General features: G+C 62.6%; 19 protein-coding genes and 1 other RNA gene. 12 read left to right on the plus strand and 8 right to left on the minus strand.

The window, feature by feature from the left end; all coding sequences use genetic code 11:
- Window positions 1–9: 9 nt before the first annotated feature.
- On the plus strand, window positions 10–1,272 hold the full coding sequence (locus AC1DZ5_RS11700) for a TIGR03862 family flavoprotein (protein WP_477889185.1): 1,263 nt from the start codon (window positions 10–12) through the stop codon (window positions 1,270–1,272).
- Between the two features lie 20 nt (window positions 1,273–1,292).
- On the opposite strand, the gene AC1DZ5_RS11705 is transcribed toward AC1DZ5_RS11700, so the two are convergent.
- The 4 genes from AC1DZ5_RS11705 to AC1DZ5_RS11720 form a co-directional block, all read right to left on the minus strand.
- The gene (locus tag AC1DZ5_RS11705; protein ID WP_477889187.1) at window positions 1,293–3,200 is read right to left on the minus strand and encodes a sensor domain-containing diguanylate cyclase; all 1,908 of its coding nucleotides are present in this window, start codon (window positions 3,198–3,200) and stop codon (window positions 1,293–1,295) included.
- A 31-nt stretch (window positions 3,201–3,231) separates the two neighbouring features.
- An RNA gene (ffs, locus tag AC1DZ5_RS11710) (signal recognition particle sRNA small type) lies at window positions 3,232–3,327 on the minus strand.
- Between the two features lie 42 nt (window positions 3,328–3,369).
- The gene (locus tag AC1DZ5_RS11715) at window positions 3,370–5,097 is read right to left on the minus strand and encodes a diguanylate cyclase domain-containing protein (protein ID WP_477889189.1); all 1,728 of its coding nucleotides are present in this window, start codon (window positions 5,095–5,097) and stop codon (window positions 3,370–3,372) included.
- Complete coding sequence (locus AC1DZ5_RS11720; RefSeq protein ID WP_477889191.1) at window positions 5,094–6,149, minus strand: extracellular solute-binding protein; 1,056 nt, start codon at window positions 6,147–6,149, stop codon at window positions 5,094–5,096. Before AC1DZ5_RS11720 ends, AC1DZ5_RS11715 begins: the two co-directional genes overlap by 4 nt.
- Window positions 6,150–6,226: 77 nt before the next feature.
- Between AC1DZ5_RS11720 and dnaX the strand changes: the two genes are divergently transcribed.
- Genes dnaX through AC1DZ5_RS11740 form a run of 4 tightly spaced genes read left to right on the plus strand, consistent with a single transcriptional unit; the run spans window position 6,227 to window position 9,606 of the window.
- Window positions 6,227–8,167 carry a DNA polymerase III subunit gamma/tau gene (gene dnaX / locus AC1DZ5_RS11725; RefSeq protein ID WP_477889193.1) on the plus strand — a complete coding sequence of 647 codons (1,941 nt, stop codon included), beginning with the start codon at window positions 6,227–6,229 and terminating at the stop codon, window positions 8,165–8,167.
- A gap of 43 nt (window positions 8,168–8,210) precedes the next feature.
- Entirely contained in the window at window positions 8,211–8,543 is a 333-nt protein-coding gene (locus tag AC1DZ5_RS11730; RefSeq protein ID WP_477889195.1) for a YbaB/EbfC family nucleoid-associated protein, read from the plus strand.
- A 15-nt stretch (window positions 8,544–8,558) separates the two neighbouring features.
- Window positions 8,559–9,149, plus strand: a complete 591-nt coding sequence (recR, locus tag AC1DZ5_RS11735; RefSeq protein WP_477889197.1) for a recombination mediator RecR — start codon at window positions 8,559–8,561, stop codon at window positions 9,147–9,149.
- Between the two features lie 43 nt (window positions 9,150–9,192).
- Window positions 9,193–9,606 carry an MAPEG family protein gene (locus AC1DZ5_RS11740; protein WP_477889199.1) on the plus strand — a complete coding sequence of 138 codons (414 nt, stop codon included), beginning with the start codon at window positions 9,193–9,195 and terminating at the stop codon, window positions 9,604–9,606.
- Between the two features lie 20 nt (window positions 9,607–9,626).
- On the opposite strand, the gene AC1DZ5_RS11745 is transcribed toward AC1DZ5_RS11740, so the two are convergent.
- The gene (locus AC1DZ5_RS11745) at window positions 9,627–11,261 is read right to left on the minus strand and encodes a transglycosylase SLT domain-containing protein (protein WP_477889201.1); all 1,635 of its coding nucleotides are present in this window, start codon (window positions 11,259–11,261) and stop codon (window positions 9,627–9,629) included.
- A complete protein-coding gene (gloB, locus tag AC1DZ5_RS11750; RefSeq protein WP_477889203.1) occupies window positions 11,258–12,028 on the minus strand; it encodes a hydroxyacylglutathione hydrolase in 771 nt (256 codons plus the stop codon). The genes AC1DZ5_RS11745 and gloB overlap by 4 nt, the downstream gene beginning before the upstream one ends.
- Between gloB and AC1DZ5_RS11755 the strand changes: the two genes are divergently transcribed.
- The 4 genes from AC1DZ5_RS11755 to AC1DZ5_RS11770 all read left to right on the plus strand — a co-directional run bounded on the left by AC1DZ5_RS11755 (window position 12,027) and on the right by AC1DZ5_RS11770 (window position 17,767).
- Window positions 12,027–12,815, plus strand: coding sequence for a class I SAM-dependent methyltransferase (locus tag AC1DZ5_RS11755; protein ID WP_477889205.1), 789 nt, complete (start codon window positions 12,027–12,029; stop codon window positions 12,813–12,815). The two genes, gloB and AC1DZ5_RS11755, sit on opposite strands and share 2 nt — an antisense overlap.
- An 8-nt stretch (window positions 12,816–12,823) precedes the next feature.
- Window positions 12,824–13,276: a ribonuclease HI gene (rnhA, locus tag AC1DZ5_RS11760; protein ID WP_310342130.1), complete on the plus strand. Its 453-nt coding sequence runs from the start codon at window positions 12,824–12,826 to the stop codon at window positions 13,274–13,276.
- A gap of 91 nt (window positions 13,277–13,367) precedes the next feature.
- The gene (locus AC1DZ5_RS11765; RefSeq protein ID WP_477889207.1) at window positions 13,368–14,696 is read left to right on the plus strand and encodes an efflux RND transporter periplasmic adaptor subunit; all 1,329 of its coding nucleotides are present in this window, start codon (window positions 13,368–13,370) and stop codon (window positions 14,694–14,696) included.
- A 20-nt stretch (window positions 14,697–14,716) separates the two neighbouring features.
- Window positions 14,717–17,767 carry an efflux RND transporter permease subunit gene (locus AC1DZ5_RS11770; protein ID WP_477889209.1) on the plus strand — a complete coding sequence of 1,017 codons (3,051 nt, stop codon included), beginning with the start codon at window positions 14,717–14,719 and terminating at the stop codon, window positions 17,765–17,767.
- 18 nt (window positions 17,768–17,785) lie between these two features.
- Here the strand turns inward: AC1DZ5_RS11770 and moaA are convergent, their stop codons facing one another.
- On the minus strand, window positions 17,786–18,946 hold the full coding sequence (gene moaA, locus AC1DZ5_RS11775; protein ID WP_477889211.1) for a GTP 3',8-cyclase MoaA: 1,161 nt from the start codon (window positions 18,944–18,946) through the stop codon (window positions 17,786–17,788).
- Window positions 18,947–19,039: 93 nt separating this feature from the next.
- Here moaA and AC1DZ5_RS11780 point away from each other — a divergent pair, with 93 nt between their 5' ends.
- Genes AC1DZ5_RS11780 through AC1DZ5_RS11790 form a run of 3 tightly spaced genes read left to right on the plus strand, consistent with a single transcriptional unit; the run spans window position 19,040 to window position 23,848 of the window.
- On the plus strand, window positions 19,040–20,965 hold the full coding sequence (locus tag AC1DZ5_RS11780; protein WP_477889213.1) for a TonB-dependent receptor plug domain-containing protein: 1,926 nt from the start codon (window positions 19,040–19,042) through the stop codon (window positions 20,963–20,965).
- 4 nt (window positions 20,966–20,969) lie between these two features.
- Window positions 20,970–21,908: an ABC transporter substrate-binding protein gene (locus AC1DZ5_RS11785; RefSeq protein WP_477889215.1), complete on the plus strand. Its 939-nt coding sequence runs from the start codon at window positions 20,970–20,972 to the stop codon at window positions 21,906–21,908.
- Complete coding sequence (locus AC1DZ5_RS11790) at window positions 21,905–23,848, plus strand: ATP-binding protein (RefSeq protein WP_477889218.1); 1,944 nt, start codon at window positions 21,905–21,907, stop codon at window positions 23,846–23,848. Before AC1DZ5_RS11785 ends, AC1DZ5_RS11790 begins: the two co-directional genes overlap by 4 nt.
- Window positions 23,849–23,863: 15 nt before the next feature.
- Here AC1DZ5_RS11790 and AC1DZ5_RS11795 read toward each other — a convergent pair whose 3' ends face one another.
- Window positions 23,864–24,502, minus strand: a complete 639-nt coding sequence (locus tag AC1DZ5_RS11795; protein ID WP_477889220.1) for a response regulator — start codon at window positions 24,500–24,502, stop codon at window positions 23,864–23,866.
- Window positions 24,503–24,594 lie beyond the last annotated feature (92 nt).

Below are 24,594 nucleotides of genomic sequence, written 5' to 3' on the forward strand. Positions count from 1 at the left end.
CCCGTTGCCATGTCTACATTGCCCTTGTTGGAGGTCGATGTGGCCGTCATTGGCGGTGGCCCCGCAGGCCTGATGGCCGCACAGGTGCTGGCCGATGCCGGTGTGGCGGTGCATCTGTTTGACGCCATGCCCAGCATTGGCCGCAAGTTCTTGCTGGCCGGCAAGGGCGGGCTTAACCTGACCCATTCGGATGCAGCGGATCGCTTTGCAGGCCGCTATGGTGCCCGGCGCGATGCCATTGCCGCGCTGCTGCAGGGGCTGGATGCCGATGGCCTGCGCGCCTGGGCGCATGGCTTGGGTATTGAGACCTTTGTGGGTACCTCGGGCCGCGTGTTCCCCAAAGACATGAAAGCCGCGCCGCTGCTGCGTGCCTGGCTGCAACGCCTGCGCAACCCGGGCCAGGCCGGTGCCGTGGGCGTGCAGTTCCACATGCGCCACCGCTGGATGGGCTGGGATGGGCCCACGCTGCTGCTGGACACCCCGCAAGGGCGCCAGCCCGTGCGGGCCAAAGCCACGGTGCTGGCACTGGGCGGAGGTAGCTGGGCGCGACTGGGCTCCAACGGCGCTTGGGTGCCTTTGCTGGCGCAGCAAGGTGTGGCGGTAGCGCCGTTGCTGCCGTCCAACTGCGGCTTTGAGGTGCAGGGCGGCTGGAGCGAATTTTTCAGCAGCAGGTTTGCCGGGCAGCCCTTCAAGTCAGTGGCCATGGCATTCACCAACAGCCAGGGCGTAACTTTCCAGCGTAAAGGCGAATTTGTGGCGACTGCCGGGGGCGTGGAGGGCAGTTTGGTCTACGCTGCGTCCAGCCTGTTGCGCGACGAGATTATCCGTACAGGCCACGCCACCTTCCATTTGGATTTGCTACCCGATATGTCGCCAGAGAAGGTGCTGTCGGAGGTGAGTCACCCGCGTGGCAGTCGGTCGCTCTCCAGTCACCTGAAAAGCCGCCTGCACCTGGACGGCATCAAGTCGGCCATCCTGCACGAGCTGCTGCCCAAGGACGCGGTAAATGATCCCTTTCGCCTAGCTACGGCCATCAAGGCCTTGCCGATTACCTTGCAGGCTGCACGGCCCCTGGACGAAGCGATCAGCACCGCGGGCGGCGTGTTGTTTGAAGTGCTGACGCCAGACCTGATGCTGGAGCAACTGCCCGGAGTGTTCTGCGCCGGCGAGATGCTGGACTGGGAGGCGCCGACGGGTGGCTACCTGTTGCAGGCCTGCTTTGCCAGTGGCGCCAAAGCCGGGCAGGGTGCACTGGCGTATTTGCGAGGCTGAAGCAACCCGCTGTGACAGGGTCAGACCGGTAGCCGGGGCGCCGCGGCGCGCACGCAGTTGCGTCCGCCATGCTTGGCCTCGTACAGGGCCTTGTCGGCATCGGCCACCAGCGTGGGCGGTGTGGTGCTGGCATCGGGGATGGCGCTGGCCACGCCAAAGCTGGCGGTGATGCGCAGGGTTTGCCCCTCGATTGGAATCACCAGTCCGGCAATGTCTTCGCGGAATTCCTCCGCCAGTTCCAGCGCATCGCCCAGGGTACTGTTGATCAGCAGCACCACAAATTCTTCCCCACCATAGCGGGCCAGTACGTCGCCTGCGCGCTGCACCTTCTGGCGCAGGTAGTCGGCCAGGTAGCGCAGGCAGGTATCGCCCGCGGGGTGGCCCCAGGTGTCATTGACGGACTTGAAATGGTCGATGTCAAACAACATCAATGCCAGTGGCTGCTTGAGTCGGCTGGCGCGCTTGTGCTCGGAGGCCAGTGCCAGGTCAAAGTAGGCGCGGTTGCCCACCTGAGTGAGGCCATCGGTGTGGGACAGGCGCTGCAACTCTGCATTCACGGTCTGCAGCTTGGACAGTGCCTCGTTGAGTTCGTCGGTACGGTCGCGCACCCGGTTTTCCAACTCGCGGTTGGCCTGGGCGGTGGATTCGATCAGCGCGCGCTGTGATTCGCGCGCCTTGCGGGCATGCGCCAAGGCAATGGCCTGGGCGTCGATGCGCAGGCTGCGGTCGGTGTTGATGCGGTCGGCCAGCGTGAACGAGAGCAGTATGACCAGCATCAGTGCGCCGATTTGCGAGGCGTTCTCGGTCCAGAAGTTGGCTGGAAGAATGCCGAACTTGCCAATCGTCAGCACGCACACCCCCACCAGCACCGATGTCCAGGCCAGGCAGTAAAAGCGTGCAAACCGCGCACCTTTCCACCAGCGCCAGTAGCCAATGCCCAGCGCCACCACAGCCACCACCAGGATCATGACCGAGTTCACCCGGATGATGAGCTCGTAGGGGATGTAAAAGCTGATCAAAAGCAGGCCCCCATTGACCCATGCCAGGGTCTGGACCGACCAATAGGCGGTTTTGGAGAAGCGCTTGAGTTTGAGAAAACTGCTGGCAAACAGACAGGCCGAGATACAGGCTGTGGCAATGAACACCGGAACTGCCTCGCTGTTCCAGCGGATCTCGTTGGGCCACAGGTAGGCAAAGGCATAGCCCCACAGCGTGGCCCAGAACAGCAGGTAGCTGAAAACAAACGCGATGTAGTAGAGGTAGTTCACATCGCGAGTGGCCAAGAACACGAACAGGTTGTAAACAATCATCACCACCAGAATGCCCAGCACGGCGCCGGCCAGCAGGTGTTCGCGCGCGGCGGCTTCAAAAAATGCGGCGGGCTCCCACAGGCGCAGGGGCGCCTCAATGGTGCCGCTGGAGGCCAGGCGCAGATAGATCTCTTGCGGGCCGGGCACCAGCGTGAGCGGCATTACGAAGTTTTGGTGCTGTACCACGCGCTGGGCAAAGGGTTGCTCATCCCCCAGCGCATAGCGGGTCTGCACCTGACCGGCTACCAGGTGAAACAGTCGCACATCGTCCAGAAAAGGCCGTGGCAATTCCAGCAGGCGCTGTTGGGGTTTGTCGGTGGGGTTGTCGATGACGAACCGGAACCAGTAGGCCTTGTCGGTAAAGCCAAAGTTGGGGCTGGTGCGGTCTATGGTTTGCCAGGCCTGGCCGAGCAATTGGACCTGCTCCAGTTTGGCCGTGCGGCCGCTGTCCACCAGGTAGCCCATGTGGGTGCCAATGTCCTGGCTGGTTCCGGTGGTTTCGGACAGCAGGAGTGTGGGGAAGCTAGGGTCGGCAGGCGCCGTGAGTGCGCAGGCCGCGCTAACGCCAAGCGCCAGCAACGCCGAGAAAATCCAACGAGAGAGCGCCTTGAAACTCAATCCTGGATTTCCTCTAGGGTGAGAAAGGGGAGTTGACGAGCCTGACCCCGGCACTGGCTCCACAGTTAGGGCTGCTTGGTTCCCCACCTGACCCGGTTGGCCGCTTCACCATGCGGGAAGGCCCGTCAAGGCGCATTGTACCCAATGCGGGGCGGCGCTTTCTCAATTCTCACAACAGGTTGGGCTGGGTGTTGGCGTCCGAGGTGAAGCGGTAGCCATTGCGTCCACTGGCCTTGGTTTTGTACATGGCGCGGTCGGCGTTGTTGATGATGTCTTCCGAGGTGGCCCCGTTCTCCGGGAACTGGCTGATGCCGATGCTGAACTCCATATGCATCGGGTTTTCTCCAAAGGGCATCGGCGTCTTGAGCACCGCCAGCAGCTTCTCGGTGAAGCCTGCGATCTGTTCACGCTGTGAAAAATTGTCCAGCAGCACCACAAACTCGTCGCCTCCCAGACGGGCGACGGTGTCCACTTTGCGTGTGCTGCCGGCCAGGCGCTGGGCTACCGTTCGGAGTACGGCATCGCCCGCGGCGTGACCCAGCGTGTCGTTGATCTGTTTGAAGTTGTCCACGTCAATGAACAGCAGCGCAAATTCTTCATCGTTGCGCAGCGCGCGTGCGATGGCCTGCTCCAGCCGCTCCATGAACATGCGCCGGTTGGGCAGGTCGGTCAGCATGTCGTGTTGGGCCAAGTGCTCCAGTTCTTCACGGCTGTCCTGCAGGTCTTCCACCTGACGCTTGATCAGGTTTTGCATGTGCTGAAAACTGCGCGCCAGCATGCCGATTTCGTCTTGGCGGGCTACCGGCAGGGTGAGCATGTGGTTGTCGTTGGAGAAGCGCTGGATGGCCATATTCATCATGTTGATGGGCCGGGTAATGGCGCGTGCCAGAAATATGGCCAACACCAGGCAGCCCAGGCATACCAGCGCCACGATGCGCAGGATGCCTGCACCCAGCTGGTCGGCCTGTCGCAGCACACTCTCTAGGGGTTGGGCCAGGCCCAAAATCAAGCGGTCTTCACCGCTGGCCACATCCAGCGGGCGCCCCATAAAACTGAGCAAAATAGGCGCGTCGGCATAGGCGCCCTGGTTGGATTGGGCGAAGGCTTTGGTAGCTTTTCCGGTGACCAAGTCTGCGGTTTCAGGAAACTCCTGCTGCACCAGGTAGCGTCGACCCTTGTCGAAACCAAAGGCGTGTGTGGGATCAGGGTGGATCAGAAAGTCTCCGTTGCGGTTGGCCAGAAACAGCTGGAAATCTGGCGGCAAATCTGCCGACAGCATGGCAAACACGCCATTCAGGTCCACATTGATCACCAACACGCCAAAGACGGTACCCCGGGCGTCGGTCACCGGTGTGGCCAGTTGCACCGTGGGGCGCTCCAGCCCGGCGTGGGCGCCACGCTCATGGTTGATGGTGATGGGCGACAAGTAGGTCTCGCCGAAAGGCAGCCTCAGGGTTTCATAGACGTAGGGGAAGTGGCCTTTCTCCTGTAAACCGTCGCCCGTGACGTGCAGCAGCGTGCCGCTGTCCCGGTCCACCCGCACCTGTTCCAGGCCGTCCTGCACGGAGATTAGTCGCACCTGAAAGTAAGCCGGGTTGGCCTCCATGACCAACTCGAACAGCGTGACCAACTGTTGCTCGGCAGCCGGGTCTTTGCCCTGCAAGCTGGCCAGCGCTGCCGGGTGGGTGGCCAGTACCAGCAGGTTGCGCGAGATTTCCTGCCGGGTCAGCGCCAGGCGCCGTGCCAGCACCTGCGTGGAGGTGAGCAGTTCGTTTTGCGCACTTTGCACCAGCAGGCCGCGGCTCACGCTGAAGGCGTAAAACCCGGTGAACCCGGACACCAGCATCCCCACCAGGGCCAGTACCAGCGCCAGGCGCGCGGTGATGCCGAACTTCACGGTGCCAACACCTTGTTCGCCCGGTCGCCCGAGACAATGCGCGACCACAGCAGGTTGCGGCGGTCCACGTCTTCTACGGGTTCCAGCCAGATCAGCCGGTCACCTGGGCGGAGGTAGGGGGATTCGGACGTGGTGTTGGCCAGGCCCTGGCGGCTCAGCAGCACTTGACCGGGTTCGGGCTCCAGCATGTAGTCGATCCAGGCCTCTGCCAGCGCCATGTTTTTGGCGCCGCGGGTGATGGCCCAGCAGTCCAGCCACGCCAGCGCCCCTTCCTTGGGAATGGTGTAGCCCACGTTCACGCCGGCCGCTTGCAACAGCTTGACCTGTTGCGAGCCATAGTTGGCAAACAGCAGGGCGGCCTTGCTGCGCTTGAACCACTCCACCGACTCTTCGGGCTGCGTGTAGAAGGTCAACGCATTGCGCCGCAGTGCCAACAACTGTTGCACGGCGGCGGGCCATTCCTTGGCGTCTAACTGAAAGGGGGTTTTGTCTCCCAGCATTTGGGCTGCCAGCGAGAAATTGTGGGCGCTGCCGTTGTAGAGCAGCACCCGGCCCTTGTATTTCGGATCCCACAGCGCCTGTATGGAGTTGGGCGGTGTTGCAAATTGGGCGCGGTCGTAAATCAGCCCCATTTCTGAGTAGGTATAGGGTACGGCATAGGCCTGGTTGCCATGCACGATGCCCGGAATGCTCTTGAGTTGCTGAAAGCGTGGCAACTGCCGCTGGATGTTGGGAATGGAACGGGTGTTGATTGGCACCACCAGGCCTTTGGGGATGTAGCGCTGCAGTTCGGCGGTGTTGACCGCAAACAGGTCAAAGTCTTCGGCCTGGTTGTGGGTGATGCGCTGCCACAGCGCTTCGTCCGTATCGATGAAGGTGATTTCCACCCGGGCGCCAGTGCGCTGCTCAAAGGCCTTGACCACGTCGGGGTCGGCGTAGCCGGGCCAGGCCAGTACCCGTAACACATCACCAGCGTGGGCCACCAGAGGCATGACGCACATCAGCCACGCACAGAGCAGCTGTGGCAGACGTTGGCGCAGGCGGGACACCATGGTGTGGATGGAGAAAGTGGCTTTCCTGTTGCCCAGTCTACCTGAGAGCGGTAACGCCGGCACACTAGAATCCAGCCATGTCTTATCTCGTGCTCGCCCGCAAGTACCGTCCGCGCAACTTCACCGAAATGGTGGGGCAGGACCACGTGGTGCAAGCCCTGACCAACGCGCTGACCACCCAGCGCCTGCACCATGCCTACCTGTTCACCGGCACGCGCGGTGTGGGCAAGACCACGGTGTCGCGCATCCTGGCCAAATCGCTCAATTGCCAGGGTGTGGATGGCAACGGCGGAATCACCGCTACCCCTTGTGGTGTGTGCCAAGCATGCTCTGATATTGATAGCGGAAGGTTTGTCGACTACACCGAGCTGGATGCTGCCAGCAACCGTGGCGTGGACGAGGTGCAGGCCCTGCTGGAGCAGGCGGTCTACAAGCCGGTGCAAGGGCGCTTCAAGGTCTTCATGATCGACGAAGTGCACATGCTCACCAACACGGCGTTCAACGCCATGTTGAAGACGCTGGAAGAGCCGCCCGAGTATTTGAAATTTGTACTAGCCACTACCGACCCGCAAAAGGTGCCGGTGACCGTGCTCTCCCGCTGCCTGCAGTTCAATCTGCGGCCTATGGCGCCTGAGACCATCCGTGAACACCTGACCAAGGTGCTGGACGTGGAACAGGTCAGTTCCGAAGTGCAAGCCCTGCGCCTGCTGGCCCGTGCGGCACGTGGTTCCATGCGTGACGCCTTGAGTCTGACCGACCAGGCGATTGCCTTTGGCTCCGGTCAGCTGCAAGAGGCCACCGTGCGCCAGATGCTGGGCAGCGTGGACCGCAGCTACGTGTTCCGCCTGATCGAGGCGCTGGCGCTGGGTGATGGCAAGACCGTGGTCGAAACCTCCGAAGCGCTGCGCCTGAATGGGCTGAGCGCGGCTTCTACGCTGGAAGAAATGTCTACTGTGCTGCAGCGCATGGCGGTATTGCAGGCCGTGGGCGGCGGGGCAGCGGACGACTCTGACCCTGAAGCCGCCGACACGGCACGCTTGGCCGGTCTGATGGCGGCGGACGAAACCCAGTTGCTCTACAGCATCTGCCTGCATGGCCGGGCCGACTTGGGCCTGGCGCCCGACGAATACGCTGCGCTCACCATGGTGCTGCTGCGCCTGCTGGCCTTCAAGCCAGCGGCGGAGGGTGCTGGCCCCCCTGCTGGTACCGCGCCATTGGCTGAAAAAAAAACTCTAGCTGACGCCGCACCGACGCCTGCCCCAGCGCCCGTGCGCGCTGCACCGCCAGCGGTTGTGCCCGCTTCCCCTGTGGCAGTCGCTGCCCCCGCCAAGCCACCGTTACCGGCCCCGGTGCAACCCTGGGAAGACGCCCCTGCGCCCGCCGTAGCGGTACCCGCAGCGCAGGCAACCCCCGTCGAAACCGAGGTAATTCCACCGGGCCAGGTGCTGTCGGTGCGCGAGAGTGGTCCCGCCGAGCCGCAAGAGCCAGACGACCTGTATGAAGAAGAAAATGGGCCTCTAGCCCCCGCCATTATTGCGCCAGCAGCTACTAAAGTTGTAGCAGTTCCCGTGCGCATGCAAGTGGAAAATCGGGCCGATGCCGTGGCGTCTCAGGCGCCCGCAGTGCTGATTCCGACCGAGGAAGGTGATTTCTGGTACGCCACGGTGCAGCAGCTGATTGCAGCCGAGTCCATCAACGCCTTTGTGCGAGAGCTGGCGCTGCAAAGCCAACTGGTGGCGCGTGACACCGACCAGTGGCTGCTGCGCCTGGAGCGCGAAACATTGAACCAGCCCGGCACGCGCGACCGCCTGACGCAGGCGCTGAACGCGGCGGGCTTCCCCATCACGCTGGCGGTGGAAATTGGTCGGGTGACCGATTGCCCGGGTCGACGCAACGCCGCGGCCTCGGCCGAGAAGCAGATCACGGCCGAGAAGATAATCCTCAGCAACCCTTTCGTGCAAACCATGATGCGGGACTACGGCGCGAAAATCGTGCCCGGCTCCATCAAGCCCCTGTAACGGGGCGTTTTGCTTTTTCTCTCCCTCACTCTCAAGGAAATCCATGTTCAACAAAGGACAACTCGCTGGCCTCATGAAGCAAGCGCAGGCGATGCAGGACAACATGAAAAAAGCCCAGGACGAGCTGGGCAACATCGAAGTCACCGGTGAGTCCGGCGCGGGCCTGGTGAAGGTCACCATGACCTGCAAGCACGACGTCAAGCGCATCACCATCGACCCCAGCCTGCTGGCCGACGACAAGGACATGCTGGAAGACCTGGTGGCTGCAGCCTTCAACGCCGCCGTGCGCAAAGCCGAAGAAACCTCTGCCGAGAAGATGGGCAAGATCAGCGCGGGCATGCCTGGCCTGCCCGGTGGCATGAAGTTTCCGTTCTGACGCGCCGGCCCCATCTTGTCTGACACCAATGCCCTTGACGCCCTGATCCAGGCGCTGCGCCGCCTGCCGGGGGTGGGGGTGAAGTCCGCGCAGCGCATGGCGTTTCACCTGCTGCAGCATGACCGGCCTGGTGCCCAGCTGCTGGCACAGGCTTTGCATGAAGCCTGTGCTCAAGTGCACCACTGCGAGCGCTGCCACACCTTCACCGAGGCGCAGGTCTGCGCCACCTGTGAAGATGTGCGACGTGACCGCAGCCAACTGTGTGTGGTGGAAACCCCTGCCGACCAGTCGGCGATGGAGCGCACCGGCGCTTACAAGGGGCTGTACTTTGTGCTCATGGGCAAACTCAGTCCGCTGGACGGCGTAGGCCCCAACGACCTGGGGCTGAAAAAGCTGTTTGAGCGTGCCTGCGACGGGGTGGTGCAGGAGGTCATTTTGGCCACCAACTTCACCGCCGAGGGCGAGGCCACGGCCTACGTGATTGCCGAGGGACTCAAGGCCCGCGGACTGCGGCCCACGCGCCTGGCACGCGGCGTGCCCGTGGGCAGTGAGTTGGAGTATGTGGATCTGGGCACCATTGCCCATGCTTTGGTGGACCGGCGTTGAACCGCACGGGTCACCGTTTGTTTTTTGAGAAAGTACGTTGTTCATGCAATACGCCCACTTCACCGTCGCTTACTGGTGTGTGCTGATCGTTGCCCTGCTGCCGATCGCCTGCGCAGGGTTGGCCAAGTCAGGCCGTTTGGGCGTGCCGCGCCGCGAGGGCGGCTATGACAATGTGAATCCCCGCGACTGGCTGGCCCGCCAGACCGATTGGCGCGCGCGCGCCAACGCGGCGCAGGCCAACAGCTTTGAGGCGCTGCCCTTCTTCATCGGTGCGGTCATCATTGCCCACCAACTGGGTGCGCACCAGGCGCGCCTGGACATTCTGGCGTTCCTGTTTGTGGTGCTGCGCATGCTCTACATCATGATGTATGTGTCGGGCATGGGCACCGCTCGCTCGGTGGTGTGGTGTGCAGGATTTGCTGTGAATATCGGCATCCTGCTGGTGGGCTACCGCTAAGCCCCGCTGCACGGGCAAGGTTAGTGGCGGGCCAGTTTGGTTCCGCTGGACTTGCTACTCTTTTTAGCGGTCGCCTTGCCCTTGGCCGCAGCAGCGTGGCCAGACTTGGCCGCTACCTTGGTGCCAGCGTGTTTGCCACCAGCCTTGGCGCTGGCAGTGCGTGCATGGCCTTTGCCCGCGGGCAGGTAGACCACCACATGCTGTCCCGCCTTGAAGCTGGCACTGGCGCTCACCTTGTTCCAATCGGCCACTGTGGCCGCGCTCACCTTGTATTTGCGGGCAATGCTGGCCACCGTCTCGCCCTTGCCGGCGCGCACGGTGCTGCGTTTCAGCACCACCTCAGGCGCCAGGGACAGCTGGCCGTTGTCCGCCACTTTGACGGTCACGTCCTGCATGTTGGCCGAGCGTGGCACCAGCAGGGTTGAGCCCGCCCGAATCAGCACCCGCGGTGGAATGTTGTTCATGCTGCGCAGTTCGCTTTCCGACATGCCTACGCGCTTGGCCACATCGGCCGGACGTTGGGTGGTTGGGGCCACCCAGGCGGTCCAGCTGGCCAGGCGGCCACCGCCAAAGGCTTCCAGGTTGGACTGGAACACCTCGGCGTTGTCCCAAGGCAGCAGAATTTGAGGCGTACCCGCGGCCAGAATCACGGGGCGGTTGATCGAGGGGTTCAGTGCCTTGAAGTCATCCACGGGCACCTCGGCCAGCTTGGCAGCCAGCGCCACATCAATGTCGCGGCGGATGGTGACGGTCTGGAAATAGGGGTGGTTTTCAATCAGCGGCAGCTTGGAGCCGAACTGCGCGGGGTTAGAGACAATGTTTTTCACGGCCTGTAGCTTGGGCACGTAAAACCGGGTTTCCATGGGCATGTTCAGGTCCACATAGCTGGTGGCAAGGCCTGCGCGCTTGTTTTTGCCAACAGCGCGCTGAACACTGCCTTCGCCCCAGTTGTAGGCGGCCAGGGCCAGGTGCCAGTCACCAAACATGCCATACAGCTTCTGCAGGTAGTCCAGCGCAGCGCGGGTGGACGCCAGCACGTCACGGCGGTCGTCGCGGAAGGTGTTTTGCTTGAGTTCAAAGTACTTGCCTGTTGCGGGCATGAACTGCCACATGCCTGCCGCTTTGGCACCCGATACAGCCTGCGGGTTGAAAGCGCTCTCGATAAAGGGCAGCAGGGCCAGCTCGGTCGGCATGCCACGCACTTCCAGTTCCTCCACGATGTGGAACAGGTACTTCTTGGAACGCTCGGTCATGCGAAAGATGTAGTCCGGGCGCGTGGCGTACCACTGCTCGCGGTCGTGCACCAGGTCGTTTTGCAGATCGGGCATGGCGTAGCCACGGCGAATGCGCTCCCACAAGTCGGCCGGCGGTGCCAGGGCGACCACGGTGCGCGAGGACAGGTTTTGCGTATCGATCGGGCTCAGTGGTGCGTTGTTGTCGGCGCTGCGCTCAGTGGCTCGTGCCGCCGCGGCAGGGGCGGGCGCAGGGCGTTTGAGTTCGCGGCTCGATTGGAGTGTCAGGCCATCACTAGAGCGAGGGGCTGGCGTGGAGGTGGTGGTCTGGGGCGGCGGCGTTGCAGCGGTGTAAGGGCCGGTGGCGGCACAGGCGCTGAGTAGCAGCACGGCGGCCAGGCCTGCGATTTTGAAAAGGCTCATCGGTATTCGTTTTTCCATAGTCGCAGGGTGGCAAACACGCCATGCCGGTCCACGCTGCGGCTGTCAAAGCGGCGGGCGGAGGCCTGGATGGCGGGTTGCGTGCTGCGTAAAAAAGGGTTGATGCGTTGTTCCAGCGCGATGGAGGACGGCAGGGTTGGCAGGCCTTGGGCGCGCAGCGCTTGGCAATGGCCCTGGTAGTCCTGCAGATCAGCATTGCCGGCGTCGACTTCCATGGCAAAACGCAGGTTGCTCAGGGTGTATTCGTGGGTGCAGCATACCCGCGTTTCAGGCGGTAGCGCCGCCAGGCTTTGCAGGGAATGGTCCAGCTGTGTCGCCGTGCCTTCAAACAGGCGCCCGCAGCCGCCGCTGAACAGTGTGTCACCACAAAACACCAGCGGCAGCCCGTCCATGTCGGGGCAAAAGTAGGCAATGTGCCCAGCGGTGTGGCCCGGAACATCCATCACATCGAATTGCAGTCCCAGGCATTCCACGCGGTCGCCCTGGGTCAGGCGTTTCAGGGGCTCAGGAATAGTTTCGTGGGCCGGGCCAAATACCTGGGCGCCGGTGGCTTCGCGCAAGGCGTCTACGCCACCCGTGTGGTCGGCATGGTGGTGAGTGACTAGAATGCCACGAAGTTGTACGCCTTCACGCTGCAGCGCCTGCAATACGGGCGCAGCGTCCCCCGGGTCCACCACCAGCGCCCCTTGTCCATCGTGCAACATCCAGATGTAGTTGTCAGTAAAAGCGGGCAGTGGTATTAACTTCATGAGCGAACAAATTATAGGTTTGCAGGACTGGTTCCAGACACCGGCGGGTCAGTACCTGCTGGAATGGGAGCACCAGCAGTTGGAAAGCGCGGTGGCGGACATTTTTGGCTACCACGCCCTGCAGCTAGGCGTGCCAGAGCTGGCCGGCTTGCAGGCCAACCGCATGCCGCATCGCTGGATGGCCGTACAGCACGCTGGTGCTGCCCAGGGCGAAGGTTTGCAGACCGTTGATTTGTTGACCGACTTTGCGGCCCTGCCGTTCCCGGCGTGCAGCCTGGACTTGGTGGTACTGCCCCACACTCTGGAATTCAGCGCCGACCCCCATGCCACTTTGCGCGAGGTGGAGCGCGTGCTGGTGCCGGACGGACGCGTGGTGCTGTGTGGGATGAACCCCACAAGTTTGTGGGGCCTGCGCCAGCGGCGCGCGCGCCTGTACCAAAAGCTCGGCTTTGGAACCCTGTTTTTGCCGGACTGTGGCGACCACATCGGCTACTGGCGATTGCGCGATTGGCTGCGCCTGTTGAGTTTTGAGGTAGAGGTGGGGCGTTTTGGCTGCTACCGCCCGGCGGTGGACAGCCAGAAGTGGCTGCAGCGCACGACCTGGATGGACAGCGTGGGCCCGCGCTGGTGGACGATTTTTGGCGCTGCCTATTTTGTGGTGGCCGTCAAACGTGTTCGCGGTGTGCGCATGCTGGGGGCAGCCTGGCGTGCGACACCGGCGTTGGCGAAGCAAGTGGCCCCCGCAGCGCAGAGAATGCACCCGATTGAAAAAAGGAAAAACGATTGAACCAAGCTTTGAATTCCGTGGTGATTTACACCGATGGCGCCTGCAAGGGCAACCCCGGTCCTGGTGGCTGGGGTGTGTTGCTGCGCTCGCCGGACGGCACCGAAAAAGAACTGTGTGGCGGTGAACTGGGCACCACCAACAACCGCATGGAGATGATGGCTGTGATCCAGGCGCTGACCGCACTCAAGCGCCCCTGCGCCGTGGTGCTGCACCTGGACAGCCAGTATGTGCTCAAGGGTATCACCGAGTGGCTGGTGGGCTGGAAGGCCAAGGGTTGGAAAACGGCAGCCAAACAGCCCGTCAAAAATGTGGACCTCTGGCAGCAGTTGGACGCTCTGGTATCAGGCGGTGGCCACAAGATCGATTGGCGCTGGGTGAAAGGCCACGCTGGTGACCCCGGCAACGAGCGTGCCGATGCCTTGGCCAACCAGGGCGTAGAAGTTGCACTGAAAGCGCGCTAACCGGCACGCGTTTTCCTCTCTGACATGGGCGTTAAATAACGTCCTGTTACATTCGCGAGGGCTGTCTTCTATTCTTTTTTGTTACCACCTCATGGCATCTAAAGTTATCTATACCTCGGTCGCGGTGTTGGGCATTGCAGGCTTGTCTGCCGCTGCGTGGTGGTACCAATCCCGGCCACAAGGTCCGCAAGAGATCACGACCAACCCGGCCAATGCAGCATCGGCCGGCAAATCGCCCGCCGGCGCCCCCCCCCGTGCCGCGGGGGTGGAAGTGGCCAAGGTGGAGCAGGTCTCCCTGCAGGACGATGCCCAGTCCGTAGGCAGTCTGCGCTCCCGCCAGAGCGTGATGCTGCGCCCCGAAGTGGCCGGCCGTGTGGTGAGCCTGGGATTTCAGGACGGTGCGCAGGTACGCAAAGGGCAACTGTTGGTGCAACTGGATGACACGCTGCAGCGTGCCGAGCTGAGCCAGGCCCAGGCCCAGGTGTCCATCGCCCAGGCCAACCTCAAGCGCAACCAGGAGCTGGTGGCACAGAACTTCGTGGCCCAGCGCGTGCTCGATGAGAGCGCTGCCAATCTGCAAGTGGCTCAAGCCCAGCTGGCGCTGGCTCAGGCGCGCTTGGGGCGCATGGCCATCGTGGCGCCGTTTGATGGCACTGTGGGCCTGCGCAATGTGAACCTGGGTGACTATGTGAAAGACGGCGCAGACCTGGTGAACCTGGAAGACACCAGCAGCATGCTGGTCGACTTCCGCCTGCCAGAGCGTTACCAGCGCAAGATCAAGCTGGGGCAGGGCGTGGAAATGGCGCTGGACGCGTTTCCCGGGCGCTTGTTCAAGGCGCGCATTGAGGCGATTGATCCGCTGCTGGATGCCAATGGCCGTTCCGTCGGCATCCGGGCCATGTTGCCCAACACGGCGGGCGAAGCCGCGGTGCCTGCGACCAAAGAGGCTGCCAAAGCCCCCGCCAAACCTGAACAAAAGTCTGCGCGCGGGGCTAAACTGGCTGGTGCTGCCAAGGGTGGAGCTACCGGGCCGCTGCGCCCTGGCATGTTTGCACGCGTGACCGCAGTGTTTGGCGTCAATGATTCTGCACTGGTGTTGCCCGAGGAAGCGATTGTTCCCCAGGGTGGCAAGCAGTTTGTGATTCGGGTGGTAGAGCCATCACAGGTTCCGGCCGCCACCGGCTTGCCGGCCGACACCCAGTGGGTGTCGTTGCGCCAAGAGGTGAAGCTGGGGGTGCGCCGCCAGGGCAAGGTGGAAGTGCAGGAAGGTGTGAGCGAGGGCCAGACCATTGTGGTGGCCGGTCAGCAGCGCCTGCAAAAAGACGGTACGCCGCTGCGCATTGTGGAGCTGGGCCGGTCAGCAGGGGCGCCCGCGGGCGCTGCATCTGCGCCCGTGGCTGCCGCTTCCGCATCCCGCTAATCTACTGAGGCAAACGCACCATGCAGTTGGCGGAAACCTCCATTCGTCGCCCGGTCTTCGCGACCGTGCTGTCCTTGCTCATCATGCTGGTGGGCGCGGTGTCGTTCAACCGGCTTTCGGTGCGCGAATATCCCAAGATCGATGAGCCCGTGGTAACGGTCACCACCCAGTTTTCCGGCGCCTCCAGTGAGGTGGTGGAAGCCCAAGTCACCAAGATTCTCGAGGACTCACTGGCTGGCATTGAAGGGGTGGACGTTATCACCTCCAGCAGCCGCCAGGAGCGCAGCCAGATATCGATTCGCTTTGCGCTGTCACGTGATGCTGACTCGGCCGCGGCCGATGTGCGCGACAAGACCTCGCGCGTGCGCCAGCGCCTGCCACAGGGTATCGACGAGCCGGTAATCGCCAAGGTGGAAGCGGATGCCTTTCCCGTGATTTTCCTGTCGCTGAGTTCTGACACGCATTCCGCATTGCAGCTGTCGGAAATGGCCAACACCTTGGTCAAGCCCATTTTGCAGACTGCACCCGGTGCGGCCGATGTGACAGTGCAGGGGGAGCGCAAGTTCTCGATGCAGATTGCGCTGGACCCTGCCAAGTTGGCCGCGTATCGCCTGACGATTCAGGACGTGGAAGACGCCTTGCGCAGATCCAACATTGAAGTGCCAGCGGGGCGCATCGAAAGTACCTTGCGCGAATTCAATGTGACGGCGGCCACCGATTTGCGTCGCCCACAGGAGTTTGCGCAGGTGGTGGTGAAATCGGTGAACGGTTTTCCGGTGCGCATTGGCGATGTGGCCCGCGTACAGCAGGGCCCCGCCAATGAGCGCACCAGTGTGCGGCTCAACGGCCGTGATGCGATTGGTATAGGTGTGATTCGTCAGGCTACAGCCAACCCGCTGGACCTGTCAGCCGGCGTGCGCCAGCTGATGGTCAAGATCCAGAAAGACCTGCCACCCGGCGTGACCGTGGATGTGGCTAACGACAACTCGGTGTTTATTGACCGCTCGATCAAGGCCGTATACCAGACCATTGTGGAAGCCTCGGTGTTGGTGGCACTGGTGATCTTTCTGTTCCTGCGCACGCTGCGTGCTGCCATCATCCCGCTGGTCACGATTCCGGTCGCCTTGATTGGCACCTTTGCGCTGATGGCACTCGCCGGGTTCAGCATCAACACGCTGACGCTGCTAGCTTTGGTGCTGGCAATTGGCTTGGTGGTGGACGATGCCATTGTGATGCTGGAAAACATCTACCGCCACATTGAAGATGGCATGCCGCCCTTCCAGGCGGCCATCCGCGGCGCGCGCGAAGTGGGTTTTGCTATTGTGGCGATGACGCTCACGCTGGTTGCCGTGTACGTGCCGTTGGCCTTTGCGCCAGGGCGCACAGGGCGCCTGTTCACCGAATTTGCACTGGCACTGGCGGGCGCAGTCACGGTGTCGGGTGTAGTCGCGCTGACGCTCTCGCCCATGATGTCTTCGGTACTGTTGCGCCACAACCCCAAGCCGGGCTGGTTTGACCGCACCATGGAGCATCTACTAGAGTCCTTCACCAAGGGTTATGGCTGGGTGCTGGCGTGGACGTTGCGCCACCGCTGGCTGGTGGTCCTGGCCATGCTGGGCAGCGGCGTGGTGTCCTGGTCGGTGATGTCTGACATCAAGCGCGAACTCTCCCCGTTGGAAGACCGGGGCGTGGTGTTGGCGCAGCTCAACGCACCGGATGGCTCCACGTTGGACTACACCAACCGCTATGCACGTGCCATTGAAAAGGTGGGCGAGAGCTACCCGGAGTTTGACCGCGTCTTTTCCACCATCGGCAACCCCACCGTGGCACAAGGCAACGTGTTTTTCCGGGCTGTACCCTGGGAAGAGCGCAAGCGCACCACGCTGGAAATGGCCAAGGAGATGACGCCGCGCATCTCGGGCCTGTCGGGCGTCACAGCATTTCCCGTAACGCCCCCGTCCTTGGGGCAGGGCTTTACCCAGCGGCCGGTGAACTTCGTGATCATCACCTCCGAGAGTTACCAAAACCTGTCACAAACCGTGCGTGCCTTTCAGGACGAGTTGGCCAAGAACCCCGGTTTCCTGCAAGTGGACACCGATTTGCGTTTGAACAAGCCCGAGTTCCGCATGGAGGTGGACCGGGAGCGAGCCGCCGATCTGGGTGTGGGCGTGGACACCATTGCGCGTTCGGTGGAAACCGTTCTGGGTGGCCGCAACGTAACCCGCTACAAGCGTGAGGGCGAGCAGTACGACGTGGTGGTGCAGACCCTGGCAAGTGGCCACGATGCGCCCGAAGACATTGACAAGATCTTTGTGCGGGCCAAGGGCGATGCCATGGTGCCCCTGTCGGCCCTGGTAAAAATCCGTGAGGTGGTGGTGCCGCGCGAGCTCAACCACTTTGGCCAGCGGCGCTCTGCCACCATCACGGCCAATTTGTCGGCCGACTACTCGCTGGGCCAGGCGCTGGACTTTCTGGATGCAACCGCCAAAAAGGTTTTGAAGCCCGGCTACGCCACCGACGTGAATGGTTCCAGTCGCGAGTTCAAGAAGTCGTCGGATTCATTGACGCTGGTGTTCTTGCTGGCGCTGGTGTTCATTTTCTTGGTGCTGGCGGCGCAGTTTGAAAGCTTTGTGGACCCGCTGGTGATCATGCTGAGCGTGCCACTCTCCATGGCGGGCGCCCTGGTGGCGCTCAAATGGTCGGGCGGGACCCTGAACGTGTTCAGCCAGATTGGGCTGATCACATTGGTGGGGCTGATCACCAAACACGGCATTCTGATGGTGGAGTTTGCCAACCAGCTGCGCGAGCAGGGCATGGCGACTCTGCAGGCCATCCAACAATCGGCCTCGCAGCGCATTCGCCCCATTCTGATGACCACGGGCGCTATGGTGCTGGGCGCCATTCCGCTGGCCTTTGCCAAAGGCGCGGGAGCCGAAAGCCGTCAGCAAATTGGCTGGGTGATTGTGGGCGGTATGACCGTGGGCACCTTGCTCACCGTGTTTGTGGTACCCACCATGTACACGCTGCTGGCGCGCAAGCACGCGCCGGGTGCCAAAAAAGACACGGCCTGAGGCCTGGCGCGCGGCCCTTTACCCGCCGATGTAGCTCATCTCCACACGGCGAGCGATGGTAGTTCTGTCTGCGGGCTGGCTGGCCCGCAACTCCGAGTAGCGGTCACTTCGGCCTTGCCAGATATGGGCAATGGCCGATGCCAGATCGGCTTCGCTTTGGCCGCCGCGCAGCAGGCTGCGCAGGTCGTGGCCCTGGCTGGCAAACAAGCAGGTGTAGAGCTGGCCTTCGGTCGAGAGTCGGGCGCGATTGCAGCTGCCGCAGAATGCCTGGGTCACGCTGCTGATCACGCCAATTTCTCCGGCCGTGGTGTCGTGCAAGCCTTGGGCGTTGGCATAGCCCCAGCGCTCTGCCGTTTCTCCCGGGGTACTGTGGTCCAGCGCAAGCAGGGGGAATTCCTCGCGGATGCGTTCCACCACCTGGGCCGACGGCAGCACTTCGTCCATGCGCCAGCCATTGGTGGCACCCACGTCCATGTACTCAATGAAGCGCAGCACCACGCCGGTTCCCTTGAAGTGGCGGGCCATGGGCAGAATTTCCTGGTCGTTGGTGCCGCGTTTCACCACCATATTGACCTTCACCGGTCCCAGGCCCGCGGCCAGTGCGGCGTCGATGCCGTGCAGCACGTCGGCCACAGGAAAATCCACATCGTTCATCTGGCGAAACACCGTGTCGTCCAGGCCGTCCAGGCTCACCGTGACCCGTTGCAAGCCTGCCTCCTTCAATGCTGTGGCTTTGCGAGCGAGCAAGGATCCATTGGTGGTCAGGGTCAGGTCGGGGGCATATCCCTCGGGCGTGCGCAGCTGCGCCAGTTGGGCAATCAGTACTTCGATGTTTTTGCGCAGCAGAGGCTCCCCCCCTGTCAGGCGGATTTTGGACACCCCATGGGCGACAAAGTGGCGCGCCAGGCGGGTGATTTCTTCAAAGCTGAGCAGGTCGCTGTGAGGTAGGTAGGCGTAATCCTTGTCGAACACGTCCTTGGGCATGCAGTAGCTGCATCGAAAGTTGCAGCGGTCCGTCACGCTGATGCGCAAATCTCGCAGCGGGCGGCCTACGCGGTCATCCAGGTGCCCCGTTGCTGGGACGTGCACAGCCGACTCCAACACAGAGCGCGGCACCTGCAGCGATGCCGAGCGCTGGTCGACCAAAGGGACTATCCGTTGTGTACTGGGTGCAGCCATGGGCATATTGTCCACGGCTTGCCCGGCGTGCCCTGAAACCCAGTGCAAAATCACCCTACAAGTAATACAAGGTCTTTCGTTGGGGAAACGCCTATGTCTACCAAACTCATCGCTGTCACCTTCCTGCTGTCCAGTGCGCTGGCCGAAGCCCAAACGGGCACGGCCGTGAGCGAACGCGACTTTTTGGGTGACATGCCTGTGGTGTTGTCGGTGTCGCGCCTGTCGCAACCGGTGGACGAAGCACCGGGGGCCGTCACCGTGCTGGACCGGCAATTCATCCGCAACTCCGGCGCGCGGGATGTGGCCGACTTGTTGCGCTTGGTGCCAGGCTTTCAGACCACCACCTCCTTTGAAACCGATGCCCCATTGGCCTCCTACCATGGTCGCAGCGACGACTGGGCTAACCGCATCCAGGTATTGGTGGACGGTCGCTCGGTGTACTCCGGCCATTTGCAAGGGTCTGCGGGCCTGGGCCTGCAAACCCTGGCGCTGGACGACATCGCGCGCATTGAGGTTTTGCGGGGGTCCAACTCCGCCACCTATGGCGCCCGTGCTTTCCTTGGCGTGATCAACATTATTTCGCGCGATGTACGCGAAGTGGGTTCCACGGCCTCCCTGACCCTGGGTGACAACAACGTGGCCGACGCGGGTGCCAGCATTGGTTGGGGCCTGCCGGGCACCACCTACCGGCTCAGTGTGGATACCCGTGGTGACCAGGGTCTGAAAAGGACTTACGGCGGCAACCGCGTGTCACGGGTAAATGGGGTGGCGTCGCTGGATATGGGGGGCGGTGCAGAGTTGGACATGCGCGTGGGCGCCTTGGATATCGACGCCGGGCGTGGCTCCGCCGACTCCCCAGGCAATATGCAGCGCATGCGGTTTTTGGGGTCGCAGTTTGTGCAGGTGGACTGGCGCAAACCCCTGGAGAACGACCAGGACCTCCAGTTCAGCTTTTCGCACACTGAGAACACGCACAAAGACAGGTTCCCTTACCTGAGCAATGACGCGGGCGTGAACTACTACGGCATTCCAATTGATTTCAGCGCGCGCGAGGTGAACGACGCCCTGAGCTTGCAACACACGGTCGTGCACACCCTGCGTCTTCGTACGGTATGGGGGCTGGAGGTGCGGCGCGAACAGGTGACATCGCATTCCAGCTTCGATACGCGTGACCAGGTGACGTCCAACTTCTCGCGCCTGTTTGGCAGCGCTGAATGGCGCCTGCAACCCGAATGGGTGTTGAATGCTGGCGCCATGGCCGAGCAGAGCGACATGGGGGGGGGCACCTTCTCGCCACGCCTGATGGTGAACTGGCATGTACTGCCAGGCCACACGCTCCGTGCCGGTGTGTCCAGTGCCTTCCGCCCGCCCAGTGCCTATGAGAAATACGCTGCGGTGCGCTACTACGATATCAATGGCACCAGTCCCATCACTACGGTGCAAAGTACCGGGCAATTGCTGCCCGAAAAAATCTACACCCGTGAGCTGGGCTACAACTACAACCTGCTGAAACAAGGCATCTCTGGCGACGTGCGTTTCTTCGATGAACGCATTACGGATGGCATCGAGCGCCCTGCCAATCTGTCACCTGAGGACTACCAGAACATCGAGAACTTCAGCATCACCGGGGTGGAGCACCAGATCCAGTGGAAGCCCGGCGCGGCCACCCAACTGTTTGCCTCCCAGACCTGGACCCAAATTGCCGGGGCTGAGCGCTTCAAAACCACCCATGGCGCGGCACGCTTTGCGGCATCGCTGATGGCGGTGCATACGCTGTCGTCGGGCACCACGGTGTCGCTGATGCACCAACAGTCCGAGGACATTGGACTCATGTCGGGCAGCGACAAGCTGTACTCCGTGGGGCGTACCGACTTGCGGATTGCCAAGGGATTTTTACTCGGCAAGAACAAGGCCGAATGGGCCTTCACACTGCAAAACCTCGACGTGCCATCGCGCGATGGCGACGCCAAGTTCATGTTCGAGCGCAGGGCCATGGTCAGTCTGCGGGTGGAGAACTGAGCGGATGCAGGGTCTGGCAGTGCTTCTCCGATGTCTGGCTGCGCTGGCGCTCGGGTGCGCCGGTGCGTGCTGGGGTGCGGACGTTGTCATTCTCAGCAGCGAGCGTAGCGCCGGGTATTCCGAAGCCGCCCAGGCTGTGGTGGCCGAACTGGTGCGTTCGGGCATGGACCGCGCGGAGATTGTGCAACTGGTGGTGCCGGACGCGCCTGGTGCCGAGGTGGCGGGACTGCAGGGCGGCAAGGTCTGGATTACCTTGGGGGCAGAGGCCCTGGGCCGTGCCTTGCCGCGGGACGGGCGTCCTCCCATCATCGCGGCCCTGATTCCGCGCCTGGGCTTTGAGCGCATCGTGCGCGAGACCGTGCACAAATCCACTGCCGGTGTTGCGGCCCTGTATCTGGACCAACCCTTTCCGCGCCAGTTGGACCTGCTGCGCCTGGCCCTGCCAGATGCCAAGCGCGTGGGCGTGCTGTGGGGCCATGAGTCGATGCAGCAGCAGGTGGGGTTGGTCGCGGCTGCGCAGTCGCGCGGACTGGAAATTGTGGGCGGCACCGTCACGTCGCCGATCACCCTGTACGCCGGGCTCAAAACAGTGCTCAGCGACACCGATGTGCTGCTGGCGGTGGCCGATCCCGCGGTCTACAACGGCACCACGATTTCCAACATCCTGTTGGCGACCTACCGTTCGCGTGTGCCCTTGCTGGCATTTTCGCCGGCTTACACCAAGGCCGGGGCCCTGATGTCCCTGCACAGTGCTCCGCGCCAGATCGGAGGGCAGGCCGCCACCATGGCGCGTGCGGTGTTGCAGGGAGGGGCCGTGCCGGCGTCGCAGTACCCGTTGGAGTTCAGCGTCTTGGTGAACGATTACGTAGCTAGGTCGTTGGGGTTGACGCTGGACGAAGGGGGGCTCAGTGAGCGCCTTCGCCGCCTGGAAAAACGTCCATGATGTTCCCAGGTATTCGCGCCCGCATGCTGGCTGCTGCGTTGCTGCCGGTTTTTCTGGTGGTGGTGGCGCTGGTCGGCATTTTCTGGACCAGCCGCGTGGCGGACCTAGATGAGTCGCACGACCTGCGCGCCAAACTGATGGCGCGCCAGGCGGCACTGGCCAGCGAGTACGGACTGTTTTCGGGCAATGTGTCGGCGCTCCAGGTGGTGCTGGGTGGTATGCAGCGTGAGGCCGATGTGCGCTCGGTGGCGGTATTCGATGTGGACGGTCGCATGTTGGCCAGCACCGGGGTACTGCAGTACAAAGGCCTGCAAGAGGCCACGGGTGCGGTGTACCTGGCTTTTCAGCGCAGCCGCGATATCGATGTGCTGACCGAGCCTGTGGCCTCCAGCAGTGTGCCGCTGGATGACTTCTTTGGTTCCAGTGTCGCCCCGCCCATGCCGCCGGCCCCTCTGGTGCTGGGTCACGTGGTGGTGGAAATTTCCCGTGGCCGTTTGCTGGCGCGTGAGCGCGAGTTGCTGTTGCTGGCCTTGGCCGTAGGCTTTGCGGGCCTGGTGCTGGGGGGCTTTTTGGCCACCCGCATGGGCGAAGGTGTGGTGCGACCGGTGTTGCGCGTGTCACGCATGATCGAACGCATCGGCGAGGGTGACTTGACTCCCAGCTCGGAAGCCTTGCCCACCGATCCGCTGTATGTGTTGCAAACCCGCTTGAACCAGATGGCGCAGCGCCTGGCCTGGGGTCGCGAGGAAATGGAATTCCGGGTGGAGTCGGCTACACGCGAGTTGCGGTTGAAAAAAGAAGAGGCCGAAACCGCCACGCTGGCCAAGTCGCGGTTTTTGGCAGCCGCCAGCCATGACCTGCGGCAGCCCACCCACGCGCTGGGCATGTTCGTCGCCCGGCTGGGGCAGCTGCCACTGGACATTCCCACACGCCAGTTGGTAGCCAGTTTGGAAGCTTCGGTGCAGTCTATGCAGGATTTGCTGGACGGCCTGCTGGATATTTCGCGCCTGGACGCCGGTGCCGTGCAGGTGCAGCGGGGGGCGGTCAACATCGGCGAACTGTTTGCCAGCCTGCGCAAGGCGCTGGTGCCGCTGGCCGAGGGCAAAGGTCTGCGGCTGCGCGTGCGCCCTAGTCGGCACTGGGCGCTGACGGACCCCATGCTGCTGCAGCGCATGGTCATGAACTTGGCCAACAACGCCCTGCGTTACACCGAACGCGGCACCGTGCTCATCAGCTGCCGCAGCGTGGACGGCGGGCGCACGCTGCGTTTAGACGTGTCTGACAGTGGCATTGGCATTTCGCCCGCACACCAAGCGGACATTTTTAAAGAGTTTTACCAAGTAGGCAATTCGGGGCGTGACCGAGCCCAAGGCCTGGGCTTGGGACTCAACATCGTGGAGCGCACCGCGCAGCTGCTGGGCCACCCTATCGCCCTGCGCTCGGACCTGGGCTGTGGTACGCGGTTCTCCATCTTCTTGCCGATGGCGCAGGCGATGGACTCCCTGGCCGGTGCAGTGGCCACAGAATCCACCAGCCTGCTGGGGCTGGAGGGCATGCGGGTGTTGGTGATTGAGGACGACGGCTTTGCGCTGGAGGCCATCAGCGATTTGCTCACCTCTTGGGGTTGCGTGGTGCATGCGGCAGCCTCTGTAGCGCAGGCGTTGGACTTTGCCAATGGCTACGCACCGCCCGATGTGGTGCTGAGCGACTTCCGGCTGGGGGAGGAGCGCAATGGCCTGGATGTGATTGCCATGGTGCGGGCCACCGCAGGGCGTGAGATTCCGGCCTGTTTGATGAGTGGTGATACCGATGCGGCGCTGATTCAGGCCGCCAAAGACGCCGGGCTGACCCTGCTGCACAAGCCGGTGCGTCCCGCCAAGTTGCGCAGCTTGTTGCGGCGCCTGGTCATGGCGGCGGGGTCCGTAGCGGACGAGGCCTGAGCCAGCGGTTGTGGCTTAGCTGGCTTGGCTGGCGCGGTAACCGCTGCGCGCGGCAGCCACCACAGCCTGGGTGCGATTCTGCACATCGAAGTAGCGCAGGATGGCTGCCACGTGTGTTTTCACGGTTTCTTCCGATACGTTGAGGCTGGTACCAATTTCGCGGTTGGAGCGGCCATCCAGCAGCTCGCGCAGTACCAGTTCCTGGCGTTGCGTCAACGGAGGCTTGGACGAAGCAGCGTCAAACGGCAGGGTGCCGTAGTCAGCCTCCAGTTCCAGAGGCGAATACACATCACCGTCCAGCACCAGACGTACTGCGTTCAATAGCTCGTCGCTGAGGGTGGATTTGGTGACAAAGCCGGAGGCGCCTGATTGCAACACCTGGCGCATGACCTGGATGTTGGCGGAGCCCGACAGCATGACGATGGGCAGCTCGGGGTGGTCTTTGCCAAACACGTCCAGGGCCTGCAGGCCGGTCATGTCGGGCAAGTGGTAGTCCAGCAACACCAAGTCCAGGTCGGGATGAGCGTCAGCAATGGCAAATGCCTGTGCGCAGGTGCCCGCCTGCAGCACGCTGACGTTCTCATCCAGTCCTTTGAGCACTTGGTGCAGGCCTTCGCGCACCAGTGCATGGTCATCAATTACGAGTATTTTCACGGGTCGCTTCGAGACGGGCGGGGCTGCCCCAATGCGCCATGGTAGCGCAAAGCGCAGACAGTTTGTTACATGAAAAAGGCCCGCCGAGGCGG

The organism is Rhodoferax sp. P1_F3 (genome assembly GCF_056405715.1).

What these genes read in the sequence shown, in the direction of transcription:
- AC1DZ5_RS11700 (WP_477889185.1), top strand. Translation starts at nt 10, where the DNA reads ATGTCTACATTGCCCTTGTTGGAGGTCGATGTGGCCGTCATTGGCGGT.
- AC1DZ5_RS11720 (WP_477889191.1), bottom strand. Translation starts at nt 6,149, where the DNA reads ATGGTGTCCCGCCTGCGCCAACGTCTGCCACAGCTGCTCTGTGCGTGG.
- dnaX (WP_477889193.1), top strand. Translation starts at nt 6,227, where the DNA reads ATGTCTTATCTCGTGCTCGCCCGCAAGTACCGTCCGCGCAACTTCACC.
- AC1DZ5_RS11730 (WP_477889195.1), top strand. Translation starts at nt 8,211, where the DNA reads ATGTTCAACAAAGGACAACTCGCTGGCCTCATGAAGCAAGCGCAGGCG.
- AC1DZ5_RS11740 (WP_477889199.1), top strand. Translation starts at nt 9,193, where the DNA reads ATGCAATACGCCCACTTCACCGTCGCTTACTGGTGTGTGCTGATCGTT.
- AC1DZ5_RS11745 (WP_477889201.1), bottom strand. Translation starts at nt 11,261, where the DNA reads ATGAGCCTTTTCAAAATCGCAGGCCTGGCCGCCGTGCTGCTACTCAGC.
- AC1DZ5_RS11755 (WP_477889205.1), top strand. Translation starts at nt 12,027, where the DNA reads ATGAGCGAACAAATTATAGGTTTGCAGGACTGGTTCCAGACACCGGCG.
- gloB (WP_477889203.1), bottom strand. Translation starts at nt 12,028, where the DNA reads ATGAAGTTAATACCACTGCCCGCTTTTACTGACAACTACATCTGGATG.
- AC1DZ5_RS11765 (WP_477889207.1), top strand. Translation starts at nt 13,368, where the DNA reads ATGGCATCTAAAGTTATCTATACCTCGGTCGCGGTGTTGGGCATTGCA.
- AC1DZ5_RS11770 (WP_477889209.1), top strand. Translation starts at nt 14,717, where the DNA reads ATGCAGTTGGCGGAAACCTCCATTCGTCGCCCGGTCTTCGCGACCGTG.
- moaA (WP_477889211.1), bottom strand. Translation starts at nt 18,946, where the DNA reads ATGGCTGCACCCAGTACACAACGGATAGTCCCTTTGGTCGACCAGCGC.
- AC1DZ5_RS11780 (WP_477889213.1), top strand. Translation starts at nt 19,040, where the DNA reads ATGTCTACCAAACTCATCGCTGTCACCTTCCTGCTGTCCAGTGCGCTG.
- AC1DZ5_RS11785 (WP_477889215.1), top strand. Translation starts at nt 20,970, where the DNA reads ATGCAGGGTCTGGCAGTGCTTCTCCGATGTCTGGCTGCGCTGGCGCTC.
- AC1DZ5_RS11790 (WP_477889218.1), top strand. Translation starts at nt 21,905, where the DNA reads ATGATGTTCCCAGGTATTCGCGCCCGCATGCTGGCTGCTGCGTTGCTG.